Annotated in this window: 19 protein-coding genes; 9 read left to right on the top strand and 10 right to left on the bottom strand. The window is 62.0% G+C overall.

Going from position 1 to position 17,362, the window contains the following annotated elements; translation table 11 throughout:
• The first annotated feature begins 184 nt into the window (after positions 1 to 184).
• Entirely contained in the window at positions 185 to 1,162 is a 978-nt protein-coding gene (gene corA, locus C0Z18_RS29245) for a magnesium/cobalt transporter CorA (RefSeq protein ID WP_102648934.1), read from the top strand.
• 96 nt (positions 1,163 to 1,258) lie between these two features.
• Here the strand turns inward: corA and C0Z18_RS29240 are convergent, their stop codons facing one another.
• The gene (locus C0Z18_RS29240) at positions 1,259 to 2,233 is read right to left on the bottom strand and encodes an AraC family transcriptional regulator (RefSeq protein ID WP_102648933.1); all 975 of its coding nucleotides are present in this window, start codon (positions 2,231 to 2,233) and stop codon (positions 1,259 to 1,261) included.
• A gap of 94 nt (positions 2,234 to 2,327) precedes the next feature.
• Between C0Z18_RS29240 and C0Z18_RS29235 the strand changes: the two genes are divergently transcribed.
• Positions 2,328 to 3,170, top strand: coding sequence for an oxidoreductase (locus C0Z18_RS29235; RefSeq protein ID WP_102648932.1), 843 nt, complete (start codon positions 2,328 to 2,330; stop codon positions 3,168 to 3,170).
• 13 nt (positions 3,171 to 3,183) lie between these two features.
• On the opposite strand, the gene C0Z18_RS29230 is transcribed toward C0Z18_RS29235, so the two are convergent.
• Together C0Z18_RS29230 and C0Z18_RS29225 are read right to left on the bottom strand one after the other, a co-directional pair.
• Entirely contained in the window at positions 3,184 to 3,831 is a 648-nt protein-coding gene (locus C0Z18_RS29230; RefSeq protein ID WP_102648931.1) for a DsbA family oxidoreductase, read from the bottom strand.
• A 153-nt stretch (positions 3,832 to 3,984) separates the two neighbouring features.
• Positions 3,985 to 4,521: an RBBP9/YdeN family alpha/beta hydrolase gene (locus C0Z18_RS29225; RefSeq protein WP_102648930.1), complete on the bottom strand. Its 537-nt coding sequence runs from the start codon at positions 4,519 to 4,521 to the stop codon at positions 3,985 to 3,987.
• A gap of 124 nt (positions 4,522 to 4,645) precedes the next feature.
• On the opposite strand from C0Z18_RS29225, the gene C0Z18_RS29220 reads away from it, so the two are divergent.
• The 6 genes from C0Z18_RS29220 to C0Z18_RS29195 all read left to right on the top strand — a co-directional run bounded on the left by C0Z18_RS29220 (position 4,646) and on the right by C0Z18_RS29195 (position 8,436).
• On the top strand, positions 4,646 to 5,098 hold the full coding sequence (locus C0Z18_RS29220) for an Lrp/AsnC family transcriptional regulator (protein WP_102648929.1): 453 nt from the start codon (positions 4,646 to 4,648) through the stop codon (positions 5,096 to 5,098).
• A gap of 38 nt (positions 5,099 to 5,136) precedes the next feature.
• On the top strand, positions 5,137 to 5,724 hold the full coding sequence (locus tag C0Z18_RS29215) for a nucleotidyltransferase family protein (protein WP_102648928.1): 588 nt from the start codon (positions 5,137 to 5,139) through the stop codon (positions 5,722 to 5,724).
• A gap of 5 nt (positions 5,725 to 5,729) precedes the next feature.
• Positions 5,730 to 6,539 (top strand): PhzF family phenazine biosynthesis protein, encoded by an 810-nt coding sequence (locus C0Z18_RS29210; protein ID WP_102648956.1) that lies wholly within the window; start codon positions 5,730 to 5,732, stop codon positions 6,537 to 6,539.
• Positions 6,540 to 6,549: 10 nt separating this feature from the next.
• Positions 6,550 to 7,011, top strand: coding sequence for a YaiI/YqxD family protein (locus C0Z18_RS29205; protein WP_102648927.1), 462 nt, complete (start codon positions 6,550 to 6,552; stop codon positions 7,009 to 7,011).
• 180 nt (positions 7,012 to 7,191) lie between these two features.
• Positions 7,192 to 7,548: a DUF4148 domain-containing protein gene (locus C0Z18_RS29200; protein ID WP_102648926.1), complete on the top strand. Its 357-nt coding sequence runs from the start codon at positions 7,192 to 7,194 to the stop codon at positions 7,546 to 7,548.
• Positions 7,549 to 7,746: 198 nt separating this feature from the next.
• The gene (locus tag C0Z18_RS29195; RefSeq protein WP_158244329.1) at positions 7,747 to 8,436 is read left to right on the top strand and encodes an AidA/PixA family protein; all 690 of its coding nucleotides are present in this window, start codon (positions 7,747 to 7,749) and stop codon (positions 8,434 to 8,436) included.
• Positions 8,437 to 8,456: 20 nt separating this feature from the next.
• On the opposite strand, the gene C0Z18_RS29190 is transcribed toward C0Z18_RS29195, so the two are convergent.
• From C0Z18_RS29190 to C0Z18_RS29160, 7 genes are all read right to left on the bottom strand, one after another.
• Positions 8,457 to 9,659 carry an ROK family transcriptional regulator gene (locus C0Z18_RS29190; protein ID WP_102648924.1) on the bottom strand — a complete coding sequence of 401 codons (1,203 nt, stop codon included), beginning with the start codon at positions 9,657 to 9,659 and terminating at the stop codon, positions 8,457 to 8,459.
• Between the two features lie 46 nt (positions 9,660 to 9,705).
• Complete coding sequence (locus tag C0Z18_RS29185) at positions 9,706 to 10,500, bottom strand: ATP-binding cassette domain-containing protein (RefSeq protein ID WP_102648923.1); 795 nt, start codon at positions 10,498 to 10,500, stop codon at positions 9,706 to 9,708.
• 57 nt (positions 10,501 to 10,557) lie between these two features.
• Positions 10,558 to 11,493 carry an ABC transporter permease gene (locus C0Z18_RS29180; protein WP_102648955.1) on the bottom strand — a complete coding sequence of 312 codons (936 nt, stop codon included), beginning with the start codon at positions 11,491 to 11,493 and terminating at the stop codon, positions 10,558 to 10,560.
• Positions 11,494 to 11,638: 145 nt separating this feature from the next.
• Positions 11,639 to 12,592: a sugar ABC transporter substrate-binding protein gene (locus tag C0Z18_RS29175; RefSeq protein WP_408647155.1), complete on the bottom strand. Its 954-nt coding sequence runs from the start codon at positions 12,590 to 12,592 to the stop codon at positions 11,639 to 11,641.
• A gap of 451 nt (positions 12,593 to 13,043) precedes the next feature.
• Complete coding sequence (gene flhC, locus C0Z18_RS29170; protein WP_102648921.1) at positions 13,044 to 13,604, bottom strand: flagellar transcriptional regulator FlhC; 561 nt, start codon at positions 13,602 to 13,604, stop codon at positions 13,044 to 13,046.
• 17 nt (positions 13,605 to 13,621) lie between these two features.
• Entirely contained in the window at positions 13,622 to 13,942 is a 321-nt protein-coding gene (flhD, locus tag C0Z18_RS29165) for a flagellar transcriptional regulator FlhD (protein ID WP_102648920.1), read from the bottom strand.
• A gap of 398 nt (positions 13,943 to 14,340) precedes the next feature.
• Complete coding sequence (locus C0Z18_RS29160) at positions 14,341 to 14,784, bottom strand: diacylglycerol kinase (RefSeq protein ID WP_102648919.1); 444 nt, start codon at positions 14,782 to 14,784, stop codon at positions 14,341 to 14,343.
• A 328-nt stretch (positions 14,785 to 15,112) separates the two neighbouring features.
• Here C0Z18_RS29160 and bcsB point away from each other — a divergent pair, with 328 nt between their 5' ends.
• Positions 15,113 to 17,359, top strand: a complete 2,247-nt coding sequence (gene bcsB, locus C0Z18_RS29155; RefSeq protein WP_102648918.1) for a cellulose biosynthesis cyclic di-GMP-binding regulatory protein BcsB — start codon at positions 15,113 to 15,115, stop codon at positions 17,357 to 17,359.
• Positions 17,360 to 17,362 lie beyond the last annotated feature (3 nt).

Here is a 17,362-nt window from a genome sequence, read left to right as displayed (position 1 = left end):
AGTGCGTTCCGGCGCAGCACAAAACTCTACAGTTATCGACAGTCAGGCGCCGAGATCTTTGCCTGGCGGCGGCGCATCGGGATCGGCTCGGGAAACGAGGCTCGGCTAATATGCTCGTTTCCGCGGGCTGCGCATTGCCTGACCGCGGACACCCGCCCGTGTAGTCGCTCCAAGGTACCCAAGCATGTTGATCAATTGCGCTGCTTACCAAGACGGCAGGAAACTCGCCGACATCGAAATTCATGACATCAGCGATTACCTCGCTAAACCCGATTGCTTCGTTTGGGTGGCGTTGAAAGACCCGGAGCCGGGCGAGCTCGAGACGATGAAGGAGGAGTTCGGGTTGCACGAGCTTGCGGTCGAGGACGTTCGCCATGGGCACCAGCACCCGAAGATCGAAGAGTACGGAGAGTCGCTTTTCGCCGTACTGCATACGCTCGAGATGGACGACGAGGAAGAATTGCTGATTGGCGAGGTCGACGTGTTCGTCGGGCCCAACTACGTGTTGTCGGTCCGAAACAGAACGCGCCACGGCTTTCAGGACGTTCGCGCGCGTTGCGAGCGGCAGCCGGATCTATTGAAATCCGGGTCCGGTTTCGTGCTCTATGCGTTGATCGATAGCATCGTCGATCGCTATTTTCCGATCCTGCAAGCGCTCGGATCGGAACTCGAGGAAATCGAAGACCGCATCTTCGAGAAACATAGCTTGACTGCGTCGCGCGCCATCATCGAAGACTTGTATTCGCTCAAGCGCCGGCTCGTCGCGTTGCAACACCATATCGCGCCGTTGCTCGAGAGTGTCGGAAAGCTGACGGGCGGGCGCATTCCGCAAGCGTGCTCAGGAATGGGTGCGTATTTCCGCGACGTCTACGACCATCTCGAACGGATCGTACGGACGATCGAAGGGCGCCGCGAAATGACCGTGACGGCGATTCAAGTGAATCTCGGCATGATTTCCCTCGCGGAAAACGAAGTGACGAAGCGTCTCGGTGCCTTTGCCGCGCTATTCGCGGTGCCGACGATGATCGCCGGCATCTACGGAATGAATTTTCAAAGTATTCCCGAGTTGCATTACGCGTACGGGTATCCGATCTGCCTGGCGGCGATGCTGGCGATCGATGTGATCCTTTGGTGGCGATTCAAGGCGGCCGGTTGGCTGTGAAGCATTGGCCTGTCGCGATTCAGAACGCTATGCCGCCAAGGATGTCCGTCCCTTTAGGGTACCGGGGGTACACCGTCGATTAGAACGACGTCGCCCTCAATGCGACGAAACGAATGCCGAATCGGCAAACGCTTCCGGAATGGCGAAGTTCGTTTTCATACGCTTGATTTCCGCGGCGGGCGTCAGTCCGAACAGCCGTTTGAACTCCCGGCTGAACTGTGACGGGCTCGTATAACCGACGGCATGGCTCGCCGCTTCCGCGGTCAAGTCTTGACGGACCATGAGCAGGCGAGCTTGATGTAGACGCGTCGTCTTCACGTACTGCATCGGCGATACCTGTGTGATGGCCTTGAAATGGCTGTGAAAACTCGGGACGCTCATCCCCGCTTCCTCGGCGAGTCGCGCAACGTCGAGCGATGCGGCATAGCGCGCATGGATCAGGCGCAGCGATTTACCAATCCTGCCGAATTGCCCGCGCGTCGCCAACGCCTCTCGCATCGAGCCGCCCTGCGGCCCGGTGAGTACTCGGAAATACAACTCGCGCAGCAAGCTCGGACCCAGGACCGCCGCTTCGAGCGGCTCGTGCAGCGCCTGCAGGAACCGCAACACGGAAGCTTGCATGGCGTCGTCGATTGGCGTCGACATCATGCTTCTCGGTATCTGCTCAGAGCGCGTTGCGCCTTCGCCGTCGATTTGCGCCGCTAGTTCGGCCGCCATCGGGAAATCGAGGTGCGGATACAGTGCAAGCAAGGGGCGCTCGGGTGTCGCGTCGGTTTCCATACTGAACGGCACCGGCACGGAGACGGCCAAGTAGTGATGCTCGTCGTAAAGATAGAGTTGGTCGCCGAAGTAGCCGCGCTTGCGTCCCTGGCAAACGATCACGATGCCGGGATCGTATAAGACCGGCGTGCGTGAAAGCGGACGATTCGAACGCAGGATGCGCACGCTCGGCAACGCCGTGAGGTTATAGCCTTCGTCGGGAGCCAAATCGAACAGTAGCTTGGCGATGCGATCTTTGGAACTGCGTGCGAAGCCGGTTGGACGATGTGCCGTCGCGCGTTTCGTGCTCATAGTTTTGTGCAAGAGAATCAGTGAAATAGGGCTTATTCGACCTCATCGGTAAGACTAGTATGCATGCTCCTATCGACATTCAGGAGCCAGATCGATGTCATCCAGTAAGATTTTGCTGATCACCGGCGTCAGTAGCGGCTTTGGCCGCGCACTCGCGCGAGAGGCGCTAGCCGCGGGACATAAAGTTGTCGGCACGGTTAGAAGCGCCGAGGCAAAACGCGATTTCGAAGCCTTGTCGGACGGAGCCGCGTTCGCGTACCTTCTGGACGTGACCGACTTCGATGCCATCGATGGCGTCGTTGCGCGAATCGAAGCGGACGTCGGGCCGATCGACGTCTTGGTCAACAACGCCGGATACGGACACGAAGGCATATTGGAAGAATCGCCGCTCTCGGAGATGCGGCGTCAGTTCGACGTGAATGTCTTTGGCGCCGTCGCCATGATGAAAGCCGTTCTTCCCTTCATGCGCAATCGCCGAAGCGGCCACATTCTGAATATCACGTCGATGGGCGGCCACATCACGATGCCCGGAATTGCGTATTACTGCGGGAGTAAGTTCGCGCTGGAGGGCATCACCGAAAGCCTGGGTAAAGAAGTGAAGCCTTTCGGCATTGCCGTGACGGCGGTGGCGCCCGGGTCTTTCCGCACTGACTGGGCAGGGCGGTCGATGACGAGAACACCTCGATCGATCGCGGACTACGATCCGATTTTCGATCCTATCCGCAAAGCGCGAGAGGAAAGAAGCGGCAAGCAATTGGGCGATCCGCAAAAAGCGGCGCGTGCGATGCTTGCCGTCATCGGTGCGGAGCATCCGCCCACGCACCTATTGCTCGGTAGCGATGCGCTCGGTCTCGTGCGAGACAAACTATCCGTGCTCGCCGGTGAAATCCGCGCGTGGGAGGACGTTACGGTATCGACGGACGGCGGCGCCGTCTAGCCGATGCGCCGCATCAGGCCGATTCGGAAACGATTTGCCTGATGGCTTGCTCGAACACTTCCGCGGGCTGGCCGCCGCTCACGAGATAGCGCCGGTTGAAGATGACGGCCGGCACCGACTGAATGCCCATCGCCTGATACTCCTGCTCTTCGGCGCGGACTTCGTCGGCGAATCGATTGTTTTCCAGCACATCGCGCACTTTCTCGGCGTCGAGCCCGACCGAGCGCGCGGCCTCGATGAGGACGTCGTGGTTGCCGGGGTCCTTGCCGTCGGTATGGTAGGCCCGCAGCAAGGCCTGCTTGAGCGCAACTTGCTTGCCTTCGACGCCGGCCCAGTGCAGCAGCCGATGCGCGTCGAACGTGTTGTACACGCGCGTACGCGAACCGAACTCGAAACCGACGGCCGCGCCTCGCTCGCGGATCATCGCCTGGGTCTCGGCGATCTGCTCCGGAGTACGGCCGTATTTCCGGCTGAGGTATTCCACGGCGTCCTGGCCGCCGGCCGTCATCGTGGGATTGAGTTCGAACGGATGCATGACGATGTGCGCATCGATCGAATCGCCCAGTTGCGCAAGCGCTTGCTGTAGCGAGGAAAGGCCGATCGCACACCAAGGGCACGCGACGTCGGAGACAAAATCGATTTGAATCTGTTGGGCTGTCATTGCGAGCTTCCGAAGATGACCTGGCGGGTGCATGGAGGGTACTTCGCCAGAGCGCTCAAGCGTAACGCGAATCGCTGGGCTCTGCAGGCGAGCACCGCGGGCGACGCGCGGCGTCCATCGGAGAGTGGCGATCGAGAACGCAAGCCAACGCGATTATCGATTCCGAAGTTTCTCGAGCCATTGCAACGCTTCGGGCCAATGGCCCAGGTTGCTATCAGCGTTCAGATGTCCCTTTTCGCGCACCTCGATAAGCTCGCTGCCCCATGCCGCCGCGCAAGCTTGCGCATGGTCCAGGTTGCCGTAAGGATCGTTCGTGCTCGCCACGATCACGGACGGAAAGGCCAACCGCTTGGCCGGGATAGGCTCGAAGCCGGTGGCGGCTGTCCGGGGGAACGCGGGCGATGCGGGGTCGGGTACGGCTACCAACAGAGCGCCCCGAAGCGTGCGGCTGGATCGAGCTGCCCAATGCGCGAGCGCGAGACACCCGAGGCTGTGGGCCACGACGACGGTTTCGGCTCCGCTCTTTGTGAGCTGCCGTTCGAGCGCATGCACCCAATCATCGCAAACCACGTGGTCCCAATCGTCCACTGAGAGGCGTTGCCAATCCGAGTGCGCGGCCTGCCATAGCGTTTGCCAGTGCGACGGGCCCGAGTTTCCGATGCCGGGCACGATGAAAACAGGGCAATTCATTCGTCAAATCTCCGTGAGCTAAACAGCAACGAGTGTAAAAGCGCAAGAATTCGGGCAACATGACGAAACGAATGAATTGAAGGTTGTTTGCTTGGGAATCCACGGAATTTCAAGGCGTTGACGAATGAAAGCAAAGCCGGTGTCGTTGGATCGACTTGACTGGCGGATCCTGGAGGCGCTCCAGCGAAACGCTCGCATGACGAACACGGAGTTGGGTAAGCAAATCGGACTGTCTCAGCCCGCTGTCACTGCGCGCATTAGAAGGCTCGAGGAGTGCGGCGTGATCGAGGGGTATACGGCGCGCGTGAATCCGGTGCTCGCCGGTCGCGGTATCGGCGCGATGGTTAGAATCCGCACGACGCATGCCGAGATCAAACGGTGCTTGCACGCGTTCGAGACGATGCCGGAGATCGTCGAGGCGCATCGGATCAGCGGCGAGGATTGCTTCATCGTGCGCATCGTCGTTCGAGAGATGGCGGCACTCGAAGCCGCGATCGACGCATTGGCGAAATTCGGGTCCGTGACCACCTCGGTCGTGCTGGCAAGCTATCCGCCGAAGGCGTTAGTCGAGGCATGAACCGGGCCTGCAACAATGAAATCGCTAAAGAAGCGCGCATGACCGTGGCACCTGAAAACGTACTGACGACCCAACTCGCAGCACTCGCCGCAGAGTCTTCCTGGTTTCATCCTGCGCTCGTCGCCGTGCGCGATCTGGGCTTGTCGTCGTGGTGTATCGGTGCCGGTGCCGTTCGCAATCTCGTCTGGGATTGGCTCCACGGTTTCGACGGTCGCTCGGCACTGGCCGATATCGATGTGGCCTATTTCGATCCTGGACAGATTTCCGCCGCGCGCGATTCAGCCCTGGAACAGCGACTCAATGCCGCCTATCCGGCAGTGCGTTGGGACGTCAAAAATCAGGCGGGCGTGCACCTATGGTATGAATCGAAGTTCGGGCATCCCGTGCAGCCGTTCCGATCGTTGGAAGAAGCCGTTTCGTCATGGCCTGAGCTCGCGACATGCGTGGGCTTGACGCTGCGCGCCGACGATTCGATCGAAACGATCGCGCCGCATGGATTGAGCGATCTGTTTGCGATGGTGGTTCGCCATAACCCGACGCGAGTCGGCGTCGAGACATTCCGCGAGCGCGTCCAAGCGAAACAATATCAAGCGCGCTGGAACCGGGTTACCGTCATTATTAGTTGATCTTGATGAAAACACATCGCATTCATTGCTTTGGCCGCACCGACGAGAGTGGAAACGCCGCGATCGTCGTCGAAGGCTCGACGTTGACGCAGTCGCAGCGGCAAGCGTTCGCGCACGAGCAAGACGCGAGCGCGACGGTGTTCGTCGATTTCGACGCTTCAGGTGACGTCCAACTCGACTATTACTACCCGCACGCCCGTAGCCCCCTTTGTCTGCATGCAACGTTGGCGGCGAGCGCCGTGTGCTTCGAGCGCGATCCCCGCGCGGGTTCGATCCGATTTATCACGAGCGTGCATCGGCAAGCGCTCGAAGTCGAACGCGTCGAGGAGACCATCTTCATAGGCGTCAGTCCGCAGCCTTGCCCAGCGATGACGGCCGACTTGGCCGAAACGGCCGCGCTGCTGCGCGTCGCCGAGACGGATCTGGCCGGCATACGCGGACCGGCATCGGTCGGCAGCCCTAAGTTGCTCGTCGAGGTCGCGGATCGATCGTTGCTCGATTCCATGCGCCCGAACCTTGCCGGTATCGCCGAGTGGAGCCGAAAGCACGGCATCTCGGGCATCTATGTCTACTGCCGTCTTCGCGACGGCGTCTACGCCGGGCGAAACTTCAATCATCTCGAACCGCGCTTGGAAGACGCCGCAACCGGCGTGGCCGCCGGGGCGTTGGCGCTGGTCCTGCGGCAAAGCGTGACGCTGCTTCAAGGCGACGGACTCGGTCAGCCATGCACGCTCGTCGCGCGATACTTGAATGGGGCGGTGCAGGTGGGAGGACGCGCGGTTCGCGTCACCGCCGCTCGTTCCTTCAACGGTTGAGGGGCGTTCGATGCAAGTACTCGTCGATGCCGATGCGTGCCCAGTAGTCGTGAAGGACATTCTATTTCGGGCGGCACGGCGCACTGAAGTGTGCGTCACGCTCGTCGCGAACCAATATCTTCGTACGCCGCCGTCGCCCTTCATCAAAGCGCTCCAAGTGCCATCCGGCTTCGACGTGGCGGACGATCGCATCGTCGAACTCGCCGGCGCGGGCGACCTCGTCATTACAGCGGACATACCGCTGGCCGCCGCGGCCCTCGATAAAGGCGCCTATGTTCTCGATCCGCGTGGCGAATGGATGACACGCGAGAACATTCAGGAGCGCTTGACGATGCGCGACGTCATGGACCAATTGCGCAATTCCGGCGTCGCGACCGGTGGCCCCAGACCGTACGCGGCACAAGACGCGAAGGTGTTCGCGGGACAATTGGATCGCTTTCTCGCCCGTCACAAGGCCGCGCCGGGGCGGTAGCTCGAGATCTCGTCGACGAAAACGGGAATAGACGGCCGGGTTCTCGAGTTTACCGTCGTGTAGACAGAGACCGAGCCGTTCCTGCCCCAACTTTACCGAAGCACCGAAGCACGACGGCACCCATGGACGTTCTCCTGTCTACAGCACGGATATTTTCACATTTAATTAGGAGTACGAATCATGTTGAAGATTGTGTCCGGCTGGACTGTCGCGCTGGCAATGGCCTCCCTCGGCGCGCCGGTGTCGAGTTTCGCGCAGGCGAGCCATCCGTTGACGCGAGCCGAGGTGCTCGCGGATTTGATCAGGGTCGAGCAGGCGGGCTACAACCCGGCCCGCGGGGACGATCCGAACTATCCCGCCGATATACAAGCAGCGCAAGCGAAGGCCGCCGCGCAAGGCGCGGCAGGCTCGACAGGGCTGGACGTCGGCGGCGTCGCGCAAAGCGGGTCCTCCGGATCGGGATTGCCGTCCGCCACGCCGATGCAATCGGGCTGCGTCGGCCCCGCCGGCTTCTGCTCGCCGTACTTCGGTAGCTAGTGGGTACGACTCGCGTCCTATGCGCATGTTGGCCGGCGCATAGGACCCGGCGGGCTCGACGCCGCGTTCGACCGCCGATTGTTCTCATATTCCGGGACTTCTCCGCCGCGGATCGGAGGCCGGGCTAGCACTGCATTTTCGACTGACCTACCGTTGTCGATGCTGTGCCGTTCCCTATCCGACAAAAAGGAGGAGAGTATGTCGACTTTGGCGAGGTTTTACCCCGAGATCATCGATGTCGCCGTGATGGTGGATGCCCCGCGCATCCTCTATCACTACGGACCGAATAAGGCGCGCGACAACGTGCAGTTCACCGATTACGTTCAGCTCGGCCCGCATGGCGAAGGCGTCGGTTACGTCTATATGGTCTCCACCTGGTGGGACTCGCAGGGCGAAGGCGGTTCCGAATTTCGCGTGTTCGGCAACCCGGGAAACCGCATTCGCTGGCGCATTCAAACGCTATCGATGGGAGGTGTCGCCGACGGTGTCCCCGCCGATAGCCATATGGCGCCGGCTCATCAGTCTGGGCAGACGGAGCAGGGCACCCAACTCAAACCGGCCGTCGCCTATCGGCCGTTCATCAGAGGTTTCGTGATCAATGCCGGTGCGCAAAACATAACGCCTCCGAAGCAAGTCATCGAAACGGTCAATAGTTGGCAGATCGATCCGGCGACCGAGAAGATCGTCCGCACGCAGTTGACGGACGTGTATTGGGAAGCGAAGGTTTTGCAAAAAGGCGAAGTCGTCTACCACATGCCGTTCAATATTTTCTGCAACTGCGACAAATGCGCGGACGGTGACGATGGCGGCGACGACGGCGGGCATGGCGGCGGTGGCGGGGGAGGAGACGGATGCGGAGGCTGGAAGCACGACCCGTTTGTGAACTGAGCCGGCGGCCCCGAATCGACTCAATCCTTCAAGAACAATTCATGCATCGGCGCGAAATGCGCATAGAGCGGCAAGATGGCTCCACCCATCGCTCTCGCATCCGCGCCGATCGTGCCTTCGATCAACTGCGGCCTGACCATCCCTTCCCATTCGATTCGATCGAGTTCACGCTGCGTGCGCCGAATAATCTCTCTGACGAGTTGACGGTCGATCTCCCCGTCGATCACGATGGCCTCCAAATCGAGCAAGGCGGTCGAGCTTGCGATCGTCATCGCAATGGCGGGGCACGCCTCGTCGAGCCATCGTTCGGTTACGGCCCATACGTCGGCATTGAGCGCGCGGTGATCGTGCGCCGCCGCGGCGGTGGCGCCCGCGGCGACGAAGCGTTGCTCGAGCACGAACCCCGAGGCCGTATGCAGCAACTGCCGCGGCGCATGACCGTTGCCTAGCGCCAAGGGCATCGAGCCCACCGCGCCGGCATTGCCGTGGGGCCCGCCGTGCAAGCGCCCGTCGACGACGAGCCCGCCGCCGATGAAGGTGCCGACGAACAGGTACAGGAACGATCGAATCCCGCGCCCTTGTCCCATGACCAACTCGGCCGCGCATGCGGCGGTCGTGTCCTTCGCGAACTCCACCGGCAGCCCCGTCAGCGCCGCGATGCGCGCACTGATATCGATCGCGTTCCACGCCTCGAGCGCGGCGGGCGGCGCACCCAGGAAGTCGCGCCATCCCCCGAGCCATAGCGGCGCGGCCACGCCGATGCCGACCACTTTATCGGCATGCGCGCCGAGCGTAGCGGTCACGCGGGCCACTTTGCTTTCCAGAGCCGGAAACAACGTATCGGGATCGGGGTACGCGTACTCGAGCACATCGCGCGTGCAGATGTGGCCGGTGAAGTCCATCGCGAGCACGTCCAGGCTCCGTCGCCCCACCTTGATCCCGATCGTGTACGCCCCTTCGGGCCGCAGTGCGATCGGCACCGAAGGCTGCCCGATGCGTCCGCGCACGCGCGCTTGCTTAGCGAGTAGGCCATCGTCGATGAGCCGATCGACGATCGTGGACACGCTTTGCATGCTGAGCCGCGTGAGTCGAGCGACGTCGGCCTTCGCCAACGGTCCGTGCAAGCGGATCGCCTGCAAGACGATACGCTCGTTGAATTGCCGCATGCCCACCTGGTTCGAGCCGACTGTTCTCGTCGTGTGCGGATGCGTTCGCGCGTTCATGTCGGCTCGTCCTCGAGCATCGCCATCGGCGCGGTCGGGCGAGTGCTCATGCGATGGCCCGCACGTCGGCTTGTTTGGCGCCCGTCATGATCGCGACCGCATCGGACATATGGATGTCCTTCGCGTTGACGAGTGCGGCGCGCCGCCCGAGCCGCTGGATATGAATGCGATCGGCGATCTCGAACACGTGCGGCATGTTGTGGCTGATGAGAATGACGGGTAGGCCTCGGTCGCGTACGCGGCGGATCAATTCGAGCACCATGTTGCCTTCTTTCACGCCGAGCGCGGCTGTCGGCTCGTCGAGTATCACGACGTGCCGCGCGAAGGCCGCGCTGCGCGCGACCGCAACGCCTTGGCGTTGTCCGCCCGAAAGCGTCTCCACCGGCTGGCGCATCGAGCGAATGCCGATCTGCAGATCCTTCATATGCGAGGTGGCTTCCTCGAGCATGCGGCGCTTGTCGATCATTTTGAGCAGCGCGCCACGCCAGCCGGGCATGCGCCGCTCGCGGCCGAGGAACAGGTTTTCCGCGATGCTCATCGCCGGCGCGACGGCCAATTCCTGATAGACGGTCTCGATGCCTTTTTCGCGCGCATCGAGCGGGCTGCGAAACTTCACGGGCGCGCCGTCGAGCAGGATGTCGCCCTCGTCGGGGACGGTCGCGCCCGAGAGCGCTTTGATCAGAGAGGATTTGCCGGCGCCGTTATCGCCGATCACGGCGAGGATTTCACCGGGCATGACTTCGAAATCACAGCCGTCGAGCGCGGTCACTTGTCCGTAGCGCTTCACGAGGCCGCGTGCTTGCAGCACGGGAGTCGCTGCGCGCGAGCTTGAGGTCGACATGACGTTTCCTTGGCGAATACGAATACGTGTACGAATGCAGGTGGCGAGCGAATACGATCAGCCTCGACGGTGCGTGAGCTTATCGGCCGCCACCGCGAGAATCACGAGAATGCCGGTGATCAGCACTTGATAGACGGACGAGACGCCGATCAGCGTGAGCCCGTTGCGGAATACGCCGACGATCAACGCGCCGAGCAACGTGCCCACGACCGAGCCGCGTCCGCCGAAGAGGCTGGTGCCGCCGAGCACGACGGCCGTGATGCTGTCGAGGTTGTCGGTCTGCCCGGCCTGCGGATCGCCCACGCCGGTGCGCGAGACGAGCAGCAGCGCCGCGATGCCGTAGATCATCCCCGACAGCGAGTAGACGGTCAGCAAGATCCGTTGCGACGACAGACCCATCAGGCGCGCCGCTTCGGGGTTGTTGCCAAGCGCGTACAGATGGCGGCCGGGCACGGTGTTCTTGAGCACGAACCAAACGGCGAAGTACATGAACAGAGCGAGCAGCGTGCCGTAAGTCACTTCCGCCGGCCCTACTCGGAACGTATTGCCGAAGAACATCATCGCGTCGGGCAGGTTCGAGACCGTCTCGGCGTTCGAATAAAGCTGCGTCAAGGCGAATGCGATGTTCAGCGTGCCGAGCGTGACGATGAACGAGGGCAGCTTGACCCGCGTGACGAGCACGCCGTTTAGGAGACCGAACAATGTGCTGGCGGCGATGCCGCACAGGATCGCGAGCACGGGCGGTATGCCGAGCACGACCGCGAACTTGGTCATGATGATCGAGCCGAAGGCCATGACCATCCCGCACGAGAGATCGATGCCGGCGGTCAGCACCACGAGCGTTTGGCCGATGGCGATGACGGCGACGACGATCGTTTGCTGAAGTATCAGCGAGAAATTCTGGAACGAAAGGAAGCGATGGCTTTGCGAGACGAAGAAGGCACACGCGGCGATGAGGGCGATCAACGGACCGGCCTCCGCGAGGCTCGGCATGCGATGTCCGCGCGAGTGAGGAACGGGGGCCGGCGCTAGCGGCCCGGCTGATTGAGTCGTCATGATGCGTCTTCTCCTACGATCGAAATGACTGACAGCGCAGGCGCGGCGGCGAAGCGGCGCTTCGCCGCGCGCCGTGACTGCGTTACTTGCCCCAGCAGTTTTGCAGGCCGTATGCCGTGTCTTTGCTGTCGACGCCAGGCATCGGTTTGTCGGTGATCAGCTCGACGCCGGTATCGGTATAGCCGCTCACCTTCTTGCCGCTCTTCGCATATTCGACACCGGCATCGACGCCGAGCGCGGCCATCTTCAGCGGGTATTGCTGCGAGGTTGCCGCGATTTCGCCGGCCTTCACGTTACGCACGCCTTCGCAGCCGCCGTCGACCGACACGATCAGCACGTTCTTCTCCTTGCCCGCGGTTTTCAGCGCGCGATAGGCGCCGGCCGCGGCGGGCTCGTTGATCGTGTAGACGACGTTGATGTCGGGCGACTTCTGCAGGCAGTTCTCCATCGCCGCTTGTCCCTTCGACTGATCGCCGCGCGTGTCCTGGCTGCAGACGATGCTCGGATCGCCCGCCTTGATGCCGAAGCCTTTCAGGAAGCCGTCGTGGCGCAAGATGCCCACGGAGATGCCCGGTGCGAGATCGAGCGTGGCGATCTTGGCGGGCTTGCCGCCGAGTGCCTTCTTCGCGTACGCGCCGATCAACTCGCCGGCCTTGAAGTTGTTCGTGGCGAACAGCGCGTCGGTGGCGCTTTGCGGATCGGTGGGCGTATCGAGCGCGATGACCATGACGCCGGCGTCGCGTGCTTTCTTGATCGACGGGACGATGGCCTTCGTGTCGCTAGGCGTGATCAGGATCGCCTTGGCACCTGCCGTCGTCATGTTTTCGAGGGCGGTGACCTGGGATGAGTTGTCGCCGTCGAATCGGCCGGCGGCGGTCAGCAGCTTCGCGCCGTCCTTTTGGGCAGCGGCTTGGGCGCCTTGCTTCATTTTCACGAAGAACGGGTTGGTGTCGGTCTTCGTGATGAGGCCGACGATCGGCTCATCGGCGAATGCCGCACCGGCGCAAACAGCCGAGGCAACAGCGGCGCCGAGCATCAAGTGCCGGGCGGCGGCCAGGTAAGGACGGGTTTTCATCGAACGCTCTCCTCCGGGTGATTGACAACGAATTGGCAGCGCGTCGCTTCGGCTGCTCGATTAAATCAACTGCGTGGATTTAGTACAGCAGCGCGAACGGTCGGAGTCAAGGACGGTCGTTGGGTGCAGTGCGAAAAAGACAATTCGGTCTAATGGCGAGCGAAGGCCGCCCCGGCGGGGGAAAAGCGGTTTTATTGCGTTGCGGCAATCGAGGAGGCCACTCAGGGAAAATCCCGAGTCGAATGAGTGGCTCACGAAACGCTTAATCGGCTTTTTTTAGCTTTTATTTGCCGAGTTGCGGTTGCGGTCCCACGGGAGCCGCCTGAGAGGATGCGCCCGCGCGCGACCCTATCTATCGGAGCGGGTCGCGCGGCAGGCGGTATTGGGCAAGCGCTACGGCAAGGGGCGGCGATTACGCGGCTTGCGCCGCTTCGCGGTTGTGTTTGGCTATCGCGGCGCGTTTGGTCTTGCCCGCGCGCGACGGCGGCTGACATGCGCCGCATACGACGTTGTTCTGCAAATCGTGCTTGTGCGCGACGAACTTGCCGCTGCAACGGCAGCAGGGCGTCAATTGCAAGATGTCGGCGTCGAAAAAGCGCACGAGCGTCCAGGCGCGCGTCAGGTCGAGCACGGGCTCGGCGTCGCTATGCTTGCAATGCTCCAGGTACAGGCGATAGCCCTTCGTGAGCGCATCCAGATGCGAGCAACCCGCCTCGTGCTTCAAGAACACGTACGTGTTGTAGAACAGCGATGCGTGAATGTTCGCGAGCCACGTCATGTACCAGTCGGCCGAGAAGGGCAGCATCCCCTTCGGCGGCGATACGCCTTTGATTTCGCGATACAGGCGGATCATGCGGTCGCGAGAGAGGGTCAACTCGCTTTCGAGCACCTGCATGCGCGCCCCGAGCTCGATGAGCGCGATGGCGCGGAATACTTCCTGGGCGTCTTCCGTGAGGCTCTTTTTCTGGACCATGACCTTGCCTCGTCGATTTACGCGAACTGCTCGGCCGGCTGGCTGGCCAGCAGGATAGCGGTGTGCGTGGCGGCCACTTCGGCGTTTTTCGCGGTCTGCGTCAAAGCCGACAGCATCGAGTGGTCGTTGAAGCGGAAGAAGCACAACAGTTGGTCGGAGGAAGCAAGCTTCACGCTCTGCGCGAGCGAAAGCCCGGCCAGCAAATCGGCCAACTCCGACGACAGGCCAAGACGGAACATGCCGATGGCCTTGTCCTCGCGCAGCATGCGCTGCGCAAGCATGATGTACGACAAATTAATTTCGCGGATAGAGTCCAGCGTCTCGCTGCTGCGGTCCATTTCTCACGTTTCCGAAGCCCCGTTGACCCAGTCCGGTATTTTCTACCGTGTAATTTTGTCGCTCGCGGGGACGACATCGTTTGCGCGACCCCGGTGCATTCTTTGATACAGCCAGTTACAACTTGTAACACCATGGGGGCCATTCTAAGAACCGCTTTTACCGAAAGCAATCCCTTCCTAATAAAATGTAGGAAAAAAGCACGCTTAGGGTTTTCGGCAATTTTTTCATGTTGCTGTAACAAGAAAACTTGACCGGCTTCAATCAGGCATTTGCCCAGGGTAAGTGTTACGCGCTACCCGTTGCGGCTCGATTTGTAATGAATTAGAAAGAAAAACGTCGCCCGCGAGTAAAAATTCCCCATCCTACCGGTCGGCCGATCGCGTTCGAATGGCTGGCATCATCGATGCGCACGCCACCATTGCTTCAACACCGGCCAGAGCAGCGTCCCCCAGGTCGTGGCGCAGATCGCGAGCGCGATGAGCACGGCGGCGCTGCCGCAATCTTTCGCGCGGCGCGAAAGTTCGTGCCGGTCCAGCGAGATGCGGTCGACCACGGCCTCGACGGCCGAGTTCAGCAATTCGACGAGTAAGACGAGCAGCACGGAGCCGATCAACATGACCCGTTCGATCGCGGCAACCGGCAGCAACACCGCACAGGGCAGTAACACGACGGCTAGCGCGACCTCCTGGCGAAAAGCACTTTCGGCGCGGAAGGTCGCAAGCAAGCCGTCATACGAATGTTTCAGGGCGAAGAGTGCGCGCGTGATACCGGTTCGCTTCGGGGGCGATACGAGTGGGTCGTGGGAAGGGGAGGCGCTGGGCGATTTGCTCTGACGGACCATCGGGCGTACCTATCGATCGGCCGCGAACGCCGCAGCCGGCTGTGCTGAAAAGTACGGTAAGTTTGTCACACTTGTCTGCTATGCTTGGCGGCTTCGCGCAGCGACACGCCCCCATTGCGCGGGGCATCGAGTCAAGGTCGCAGCTAGGTTCAAATCATTTGTCGCAGGTCAAAGTTCCGACTATATAAGCCATGTATACGAATGAGCCGAAATCGGCGTGCGCCCGGCCGTCTGTGAGCAAGGCCGCGGGAAATTGGCCGGATGGCACGCCGCGCAAGGACAGGCCGTCGGTGGGGCGTCCTCCCGTTCGGCATGAAACGGGCCGTCAATGAAGAAACTCGCGTTATCGACTTACTTTTGTTCGGCCGTCTTGGCCGCCTGGTCGTTCAGTCCTTCGTTACTCGCCGCGCCCCAGAGCGCCGCTTCGCCTTCGGCAACCGCCAATAGCGCGGTGCCCGCGGCGTCCACGACATTCAAGTTCGCGACGCTCGGCGCTTATGAGCCGCTGCATCTGCGTGGGCCCGACGATACGCGCACGATCAACGTGGGCGTGCGGCTCGATCGCGTCGTGACGGCCGCGACGTTGCGGCTACGCTACACCTACTCGCCGGCACTCGTTTTTCCGCTCTCTCATCTGAAGGTATCGATCAACGGCGAGGCCGTGGCGACGGTGCCGTTCGATAGCGAGCACGCGGGGCAAATGATTACGCGCGACATCGCGCTGGACCCGCGCTTTCTGACGGACTTCAACCAGTTGAACGTGCAGTTGATCGCGCACTACACGCTCGATCACTGCGAAGATCCCGAGAACTCCGCGCTGTGGGCCGACATCAGCCCAACCAGCGAAATCCTGCTCGACACCCAGCCGCTCAAGCTACCCGACGACTTGAGCTTGCTGCCCGCGCCTTTCTTCGATCGGCGCGATCCGCGGGAGTTGCGGCTGCCGTTCGTGCTGCCCGCGTCGCCCGACGATTCGACGCTCGAAAGCGCCGGCATCTTAGCGTCGTGGTTCGGCGAACTGGCCGATTATCGCCAGGCGCGGTTCTCGGTCTCGAGCAGCCTGCCGACCGATGGCCATGCCGTTGTCGTCGGCACCCGCGCGCAGTTGCCCGCGGGTTTGACACTGCCCACGATCGACGGGCCGATGCTGATCATGGCCGACAATCCGTCCGCGCCGAATATGAAGCTGCTGATCGTGACGGGCCGCACCGAGGCCGAAGTCAAACAAGCGGCCGATGCGCTGGTGCTGGGCAAAGCCGCGCTGACCGGGTCGCAGGCCAGTATCGAGCACGTGGACATCGGGCCCGAGCGCAAACCGTACGATGCGCCGCGCTGGTTGCCGATCGGGCGGCCGATCCCGTTCAAGCGCCTGGTGGACGATCCCAAACAACTTCAAGTCTCCGGTAGCCGGCCCGACGCGATTCGACTCAATCTGCGCGTGCCGGCCGATCTGTATTCGTGGAGCGGGCAGGGCGTGCCGCTCGATTTGAAGTACCGCTATACGGCGCCGACGGTGCAGAACAATTCGGCTCTGGCGATCTCGATCAACGATTTGCTCGTGAAGTCGCTGCGCTTGCCGCCGGCGGAGGACAAGGACGGCAAGGGCCGGCTGCAACTGCCCATCTTGGGCGGTTCCGACGCGCGCACGGCCGATCTGCTCGATATCCCGGCGTTCCGCGTCGGCAGCGCGAATCAGCTTCAGTTGAAGTTCGATCTCGACTCGCAAAAGACCGGGTTGTGCCAAGGCGTCGCGCAAAACCCGGTTCGCGCCGCCGTCGATCCCGATTCGACCATCGATTTCTCGCATTTCGTGCACTACGCGCGGATGCCGAATCTCGCGTACTTCGCCAACAGCGGCTTTCCGTTTACGCGGTATGCCGATCTGGCGCAGACGGCCGTCATCGTGCCCGATCGCCCCGCGCCGCAAGACCTCGAGGCGCTCCTAACGGTACTCGGCCATATGGGGCAGTGGACGGGCCTGCCGTCGCTGCGCGTGCAGGTGCTGCGCGCGGGACAAGCGCAAGCCGTGAAAGACAAGGACTTGCTCGTCATCGGCGATAGCCGGTCGGATGTGTTGCCGCCGAGCTGGCGCGCAGTGTCGCCGCTCTCGATCGCGGCGGACTCGAACGGCCATATCACGCGGACGGCTTTTTCCGTCAAAGAGTACTGGCGCGACGGCGTGCAGGTGCCCGAGGGCAGCGCGCGCCTCGGCGAAAGCGGACCGCTCGCGGCCTTGCTCGGCTTCGAATTGCCGGGCAGCCACGGACGCAGCGTCGTCGCCATGACCGGCACGTCGCCCGCTCGTCTCGACGATTTGCTCGATGCGCTCGAAAAGCCCGATCGCGTCGCCAAGCTGCAAGGCGACGTCGCGCTCGTTCAGGGCGAACGTATCGAGAGCATGCGCGTCGGCGATACCTATGTGGTCGGTTACGTGCCTTGGTATGCGCAGATTTGGGGCCGCGCCATTCGGCACCCGGTCGTGCTCGGCGTGCTCGGCGCGATCGGTGGGTTGCTGCTCGCTATCGGCGCGTTCACCGCCTTGCAAGAACTGGCGGCGCGGCGCCGGGGGATCTGACCG

Source organism: Trinickia dabaoshanensis (assembly GCF_002879885.1).
GTDB classification, from domain to species: Bacteria; Pseudomonadota; Gammaproteobacteria; order Burkholderiales; family Burkholderiaceae; genus Trinickia; species Trinickia dabaoshanensis.
This window is presented reverse-complemented; position numbering and strand designations above follow the sequence as displayed.

Coding starts and splice junctions, on each gene's coding strand:
- corA (WP_102648934.1), top strand. CDS start 185: ATGTTGATCAATTGCGCTGCTTACCAAGACGGCAGGAAACTCGCCGAC.
- C0Z18_RS29240 (WP_102648933.1), bottom strand. CDS start 2,233: ATGAGCACGAAACGCGCGACGGCACATCGTCCAACCGGCTTCGCACGC.
- C0Z18_RS29235 (WP_102648932.1), top strand. CDS start 2,328: ATGTCATCCAGTAAGATTTTGCTGATCACCGGCGTCAGTAGCGGCTTT.
- C0Z18_RS29230 (WP_102648931.1), bottom strand. CDS start 3,831: ATGACAGCCCAACAGATTCAAATCGATTTTGTCTCCGACGTCGCGTGC.
- C0Z18_RS29225 (WP_102648930.1), bottom strand. CDS start 4,521: ATGAATTGCCCTGTTTTCATCGTGCCCGGCATCGGAAACTCGGGCCCG.
- C0Z18_RS29220 (WP_102648929.1), top strand. CDS start 4,646: ATGAAAGCAAAGCCGGTGTCGTTGGATCGACTTGACTGGCGGATCCTG.
- C0Z18_RS29215 (WP_102648928.1), top strand. CDS start 5,137: ATGACCGTGGCACCTGAAAACGTACTGACGACCCAACTCGCAGCACTC.
- C0Z18_RS29210 (WP_102648956.1), top strand. CDS start 5,730: ATGAAAACACATCGCATTCATTGCTTTGGCCGCACCGACGAGAGTGGA.
- C0Z18_RS29205 (WP_102648927.1), top strand. CDS start 6,550: ATGCAAGTACTCGTCGATGCCGATGCGTGCCCAGTAGTCGTGAAGGAC.
- C0Z18_RS29200 (WP_102648926.1), top strand. CDS start 7,192: ATGTTGAAGATTGTGTCCGGCTGGACTGTCGCGCTGGCAATGGCCTCC.
- C0Z18_RS29195 (WP_158244329.1), top strand. CDS start 7,747: ATGTCGACTTTGGCGAGGTTTTACCCCGAGATCATCGATGTCGCCGTG.
- C0Z18_RS29190 (WP_102648924.1), bottom strand. CDS start 9,659: ATGAACGCGCGAACGCATCCGCACACGACGAGAACAGTCGGCTCGAAC.
- C0Z18_RS29185 (WP_102648923.1), bottom strand. CDS start 10,500: ATGTCGACCTCAAGCTCGCGCGCAGCGACTCCCGTGCTGCAAGCACGC.
- C0Z18_RS29180 (WP_102648955.1), bottom strand. CDS start 11,493: ATGCCGAGCCTCGCGGAGGCCGGTCCGTTGATCGCCCTCATCGCCGCG.
- C0Z18_RS29175 (WP_408647155.1), bottom strand. CDS start 12,592: ATGCTCGGCGCCGCTGTTGCCTCGGCTGTTTGCGCCGGTGCGGCATTC.
- flhC (WP_102648921.1), bottom strand. CDS start 13,604: ATGGTCCAGAAAAAGAGCCTCACGGAAGACGCCCAGGAAGTATTCCGC.
- flhD (WP_102648920.1), bottom strand. CDS start 13,942: ATGGACCGCAGCAGCGAGACGCTGGACTCTATCCGCGAAATTAATTTG.
- C0Z18_RS29160 (WP_102648919.1), bottom strand. CDS start 14,784: ATGGTCCGTCAGAGCAAATCGCCCAGCGCCTCCCCTTCCCACGACCCA.
- bcsB (WP_102648918.1), top strand. CDS start 15,113: ATGAAGAAACTCGCGTTATCGACTTACTTTTGTTCGGCCGTCTTGGCC.